Genomic DNA, 4195 nt, shown 5'->3' with positions numbered 1-4195 from the left:
CTGACGAACATGGGCGCGGCGAACCGCTCGCCGCGGGCCGGGTGACCAGGGCGCTGCTGGACCGGATCGGCGCAGGCGCCGCGGTCGCCGTCGTGACGGGGGACGACGTGCTCGCCGAAGTCGATCTGGACGCTCCCGCCTGGGAGAACGGCATCCCGTTGCGCGACCACGGGGAGATCGTCTCGGCGAACGCCTACCTCGGCGCGGACGCGATCCTGATGGCGCTGGACACGGGTGCGGACGTGGTCATCACCGGACGGGTCGCCGACCCGTCGCTGTTCCTCGCGCCGCTCGCGCACCGGCTCGGCTGGGACCTCGACGACATCGAGACGACCGCCGCCGGCACCGTCGTCGGGCACCTGCTGGAGTGCGCGGGGCAGCTCACCGGCGGCTACTTCGCCGATCCCGGCTACCAGGACGTGCCCGATCTGGCCCGCCTCGGCTTCCCGTTCGCCGACGTGGCCACGGACGGGACGGCGGAACTCGGCAAGCTGCCCGGCACCGGTGGTGTGCTGTCCCGCTCGACCGTGCGGGAGCAACTGCTGTACGAGATCACCGATCCGGCCGCGTATCAGACGCCCGACGTCGTGCTCGACGTACGCGCGGTCACCGTCGACGAGCACCCAGGCGGGGTACGGGTCGCGGGTGCTCGCGGGGCGACTCGACCTGACCGGCTCAAGGTGAGCGTCGGCTACCGGGCGGGGAAGAAGGTCGAGGCCGAGATCTCCTACGTGGGCCCGAACGCCGCCGCGCGGGCCGCTCTGGCCTGCGAGATCGTCACCACCCGGCTGTCCGGCCGGCCGCTGCGGGCCGAGGTGCTCGGCGGGGAGACGGACTGCCGGCTGCGGGTGGCCGCGATCAGCCGGGACGACGCGGTGCTCGAAGCGATCGGTGACGAGGTCGAGTCGTTGTACACCAACGGTCCCGCCGGCGGCGGTGGGGTTCGGGTGCACATCGGCGAGGTGATCGGGATCGCGTCGACCCTCATCCCACGGGAACGCGTGCGTCCCGTGGTCACCCTCCTGGAGGCCGCCGATGTTGCTCCATGACCTCGCCCACTGCCGCGCCGGTGACAAGGGGAACGTGGCGACCCTGTCGATTTTCCCTTACGACGAACAGCTTTTCCCGCTGTTGCTGCGCGAGGTCACCGCCGAGCGGGTCCGCGCGCACCTCGCGGAGTTCGTCGACGGCGACGTGGTGCGCTACGAGCTGCCGCTCCTGGCGGCACTGCACTTCGTGTGCCACCAGGTCGTCGACGGCGGCGTGACGACCTCGCTGGCGCTGGACACGCACGGCAAGTCGCTGAGCTCCCGCCTGCTCTCCATGCCTGTCGACATGGCCTGTGCGCCGTCACCGCGAACAGCCACTCGATGACCGAACCGGTGCGAGATCAGGGTGCGGGACGGACCGCGAGCCCAGGGGCGCCAGACGGTTTGAACGACGCCCACGCCGCAGGATCGCCGGTGTGGTAGACGGTCGCCTTCGTGCTTCCGGTGAAGACGTCGGCCTCCTGCCTCGGCGGTGTCGAGCCGAGGTGGACCCCGGTCAGGGCCGGATTGCCCCGGACCGCGCCTGGTCCGAGCCGGGTGACGGCAGGTATGACCACTGTGGTCAGCTTCGCGTTGTTGGTGATGGCGTTGTGCCAGACGGTGGTGAGGCGAGGGGCGTGGACCCATCGCAGGTTCGAGAAGCCGGTGACCGCGTTCTTGTCCATCTCGGTGAGGGCCGGCAGGCGCAGTCCGATCAGCTTGTGGTTCAGGTCGAAGCAGTTGATGCCCAGGTACTCCAGCTTGGGCAGGTTGACCGACACCAGCTCGTGGCTGTCGTTCAACGCGTTGCGACCGAGCCGCCGCAGCTGAGGTGCGGCGAAGTACTGGAGCCGGGAGGCGTCGTCGAACGCGAAGTCGTTGACTTCGGTCGCGTTCGGCAGGTTCACCTTGACCAGGTACTGGTTGCGGCGGAAGGCGTCGTGGGCGATGGTGCGGACACTGGGCAGGTACAGGACGCTGAGCTTGGCGTACGGGGCGTGGCCGAAGGCCATGACGCCGATCGACCGGGCGCCGCGCAGGCGCACCTCGCTGAAGTTGTGGTTGCTGAACGCGCCGTCGGGCACCGCGTCCAGGTCGTCGAGCACGAGCTGCTTGACCCAGGTTCCCCACCAGCCGTTGTGCCAGAGATAAGGGAAGTTGCCGCCACGGGCCTGCTGACCCGCGCACGGCAGCCCGGACGCGGGGGTGCACTCCCGTCCACCCTGGATGCTGCGCAGGTTGTAGACGTGGAGCCGGCTGAGGTTGTTCAGGCCGAGGTCGCGGTGCACGCCCTGCAGCGCGGCGAGGTCGCCGTCGGAGAGCGCTGTGCCGCCGGTGAGGTACAACGCGATCCCGGTCGCCTTGGCGAGTTCCGGTTTACGTTCGGCCAGCCGAGCTTTGAGGGCGTTGGTGGTGACGTCGTACTGGAACGCGAGGGTCCCCTCGGCCAGTTGGTGATCACCGGGCTTGCTGGTCTGAAAGCTGTAGCCCTCGTTGCGGCGCAGGTCGGGGTCGTTGGCGAACACCGGATCTGGTCCGGGATCGGCGGTCGGATCCTCGGGCAGCGCCCCGTCCGAGTACGGCAGGCCTCCGTCCCGAACGGATTTCCGCTCCGCACTTGGACTGGTGGAGACCTGCGACGACGAGATCGTCGTGGTGGGGCTTGAGCCAGCGACATCGGACTCAGCGGTCGCGACGCCGCCGACGGCGGCCGGCGGCTCGGAGGAGTTTCCGCCCGAAACGAAGACGACCGCTCCGGCGCCCGTCACGGCGAGGACGATGCCGACGACGGCAAGGATGGTTTTTCGCTTCATATCGGTGTTTGTGTCGCTTCGGAGTCGGTAGGGGCAATCCTGATCACGTTGGAGATGTGAACGTTAACATCGAGACTTGCCGTCAACAAGGTCAGCTCGGGCGGCGACGTGACTGGGCGAACAGCCACTCGATCATCACGTCGTTCTCGTAGGTCTGCGCCCACGAGAAGTGCGGGTTCACCGCCGTCGTCCCCGCCGGGTAACTCGTGAACAGGACGTGGCTGCCCGTCGCGCGGGCCGTGCGCAGCAGTTCCCGCGACCGTGCCTCGAACTCCGCCTTCGGCAGGTTGTTGGCCCATTCGCCGCGGGTCACCTTGGCGCCTGCCGCCTCCAGCGCGTTCATCAACGTCCAGGTGCCCGGCTTGCCGAACCGGCCCTCGCGGTACGGCACGACCGGGTCGTCGATCGAGTGGTCGGCCCACAGCGGAACGTCGACCATGCGGTCCATTGTGGACGGATCACCCCAGCCGGCGGTGGCGATGGCCGCGGCGAACTTGCCGGGGTGCTTCGGCAGCAGGCTGAACACGCCGCGGCCGCCGGACGACGGGCCGACGAGGTAGATCCGGCCGGTGTCGACGGGGTACCTGGCCGTGACCGTGTCGACGAGTTCGACGGTCGCCTGCTGGACGCGCGGGTCGGTCCAGTCCGTGCCGTCGGGTCCGTTCATCGGGCGCGGCGACGGGATCTGCGGCGAGAGCACGAACGCGGGGTGCCGTCGCCGGCGGTCCGGCGTGGCGAACGTGACCGCGAGCCGGTTGGCGGTCAGCTGGGTCATGTTGTTGTCGGCGACCTCGCCGCCGCCGTGGAGGGTGACGACCAACGGGTACCGGATGTCCCGGCCGGGGTCTCGCAGAAAGTCCGCCGGTTGGCAGAACCGGTAGTCCAGTTCGAAACCGGCGGAGTCGGTGAACGAGCCCGCGGTGAAGTCGTCGACCACCGGGTTGAGCACGCTGTCGTTGCGGACCGCGAGCGGGCTCGCCTGCAGGACGATGCCGCCCTCCGGGGTCGTCAGGTCCGCCACCTGCCGGATCGCGTAGGCGCGGTCGAGCGGGTACGGGTCGGTGCCGGCCGCGGCCGCGTTGGGATCGGCAGCGGCCAGTTCGATGATCAGGTGGTCGCCCGGCCGACCCCGATCAGCCACCTCGGCCGCGGTGTTCGAGTAGACCCTGGTCACGGTCCGGGGCGCGGTCTGCCGGTTGACCGTGGCGGTGACCTTGAACGCGGCCGGCGGGATCGTGCCGCCGCGCAAGTCGATGCGATCCGCGTACCGGATGGCCACCGCGGTGACGCGCCAGTTGCCGCTCGGCGTCACGGTGGTGATGAGGTCGGCGCGCACGACCGGGTTGCGCCCGG

At 69.7% G+C, this 4195-nt stretch carries 4 protein-coding genes; 2 read left to right on the top strand and 2 right to left on the bottom strand.

Features of this window, described 5'->3' with window-relative positions:
- The coding region (locus FXN61_RS47715) for an acyclic terpene utilization AtuA family protein (RefSeq protein ID WP_167980377.1) at positions 1 to 1049 on the top strand (1049 nt) is incomplete at its 5' end.
- Positions 1036 to 1374: an AtuA-related protein gene (locus FXN61_RS47710; RefSeq protein ID WP_167980376.1), complete on the top strand. Its 339-nt coding sequence runs from the start codon at positions 1036 to 1038 to the stop codon at positions 1372 to 1374. The genes FXN61_RS47715 and FXN61_RS47710, both read left to right, overlap by 14 nt.
- Positions 1375 to 1390: 16 nt before the next feature.
- Here the strand turns inward: FXN61_RS47710 and FXN61_RS47705 are convergent, their stop codons facing one another.
- Both FXN61_RS47705 and FXN61_RS47700 read right to left on the bottom strand, forming a co-directional pair.
- Positions 1391 to 2842, bottom strand: coding sequence for a leucine-rich repeat protein (locus FXN61_RS47705; protein ID WP_167980375.1), 1452 nt, complete (start codon positions 2840 to 2842; stop codon positions 1391 to 1393).
- A gap of 91 nt (positions 2843 to 2933) precedes the next feature.
- Positions 2934 to 4195 (bottom strand): alpha/beta hydrolase-fold protein (locus FXN61_RS47700; RefSeq protein WP_188136266.1); only part of this gene is annotated, 1262 nt, incomplete at its 5' end.

The organism is Lentzea indica, from assembly GCF_012184385.1.
Lineage (GTDB): Bacteria > Actinomycetota > Actinomycetes > Mycobacteriales > Pseudonocardiaceae > Lentzea > Lentzea indica.
Note: the sequence above shows the minus strand (reverse complement) of the source record. Positions and strands in the feature narration are given on the sequence as shown.